The 965-nt window shown below is 49.9% G+C and carries 2 protein-coding genes; both read left to right on the forward strand.

Annotated features, from left to right (window positions below):
- On the forward strand, positions 1–476 hold a 476-nt coding region (gene rdgB / locus KIV40_RS27285), incomplete at its 5' end, for an RdgB/HAM1 family non-canonical purine NTP pyrophosphatase (protein WP_285352324.1).
- A partial coding sequence (locus KIV40_RS27290; RefSeq protein WP_285352326.1) for a coproporphyrinogen-III oxidase family protein occupies positions 476–965 on the forward strand: 490 nt, incomplete at its 3' end. The genes rdgB and KIV40_RS27290, both read left to right, overlap by 1 nt.

Below are 965 nucleotides of genomic sequence, written 5' to 3' on the forward strand. Positions count from 1 at the left end.
CGGGTACTACCTTCATCGAGAATGCGATCATCAAGGCTCGTCACGCCGCCAAAGAGACAGGCTTAGCTGCGATTGCCGATGATTCAGGTCTTGAGGTCGATTTCCTCAAAGGCGCACCGGGCATCTACTCAGCACGTTACGCGGGTGAAAAGGCCTCTGATCAAGAGAACCTTGAAAAGCTACTTAAAGCGATGGAGGGTGTGCCTGAGGCTGAACGTACCGCCCGTTTCCATTGCGTACTGGTATTGATGCGTCATGAGAACGATCCAACTCCGATTGTTTGTCATGGCAAGTGGGAAGGTCGCATCTTAACTGAAGCTCACGGTGATAATGGCTTTGGCTACGACCCAGTATTCTTTGTGCCAGAGGATAACTGCGCTTCCGCGGAGCTAGAGCCAACACGCAAGAAGCAGCTGTCTCACCGAGGTAAGGCTCTAGCAACACTATTTAAGACGCTGCAAGAGCAAGCAAAGTAATGAGCCAAGCAACTCTGACTCCACCAGCTCTGAGTCTTTATGTGCACATTCCTTGGTGTGTACAAAAATGCCCATACTGTGATTTTAACTCTCACGCTCTCAAAGCGGATGTGCCAGAGCAAGAGTATATCGACGCCCTACTGGAAGACTTGGATACCGATATTGAGAAGTATCAACTTAATGCGGCTCCTCGTCCTCTGCACTCGATTTTTATCGGTGGTGGCACACCAAGCCTGTTCTCACCTCAAGGTATCGAGAGAATGCTTAAGGGGATTGAACAGCGTATCCCGTTTAAGGCTGATATCGAGATCACCATGGAAGCGAACCCGGGCACCATTGAAGCTGAACGCTTTGCAGGTTACCGAGAGGCAGGGGTCACACGTATCTCGGTTGGAGTACAGAGCTTTGAGCAAGAGAAATTAGAACGACTAGGACGTATTCACGGTCAAGATGAGGCGGTTAATGCCGCTCATCTTGCACATAAGATTG

Source organism: Vibrio sp. D173a (assembly GCF_030248475.1).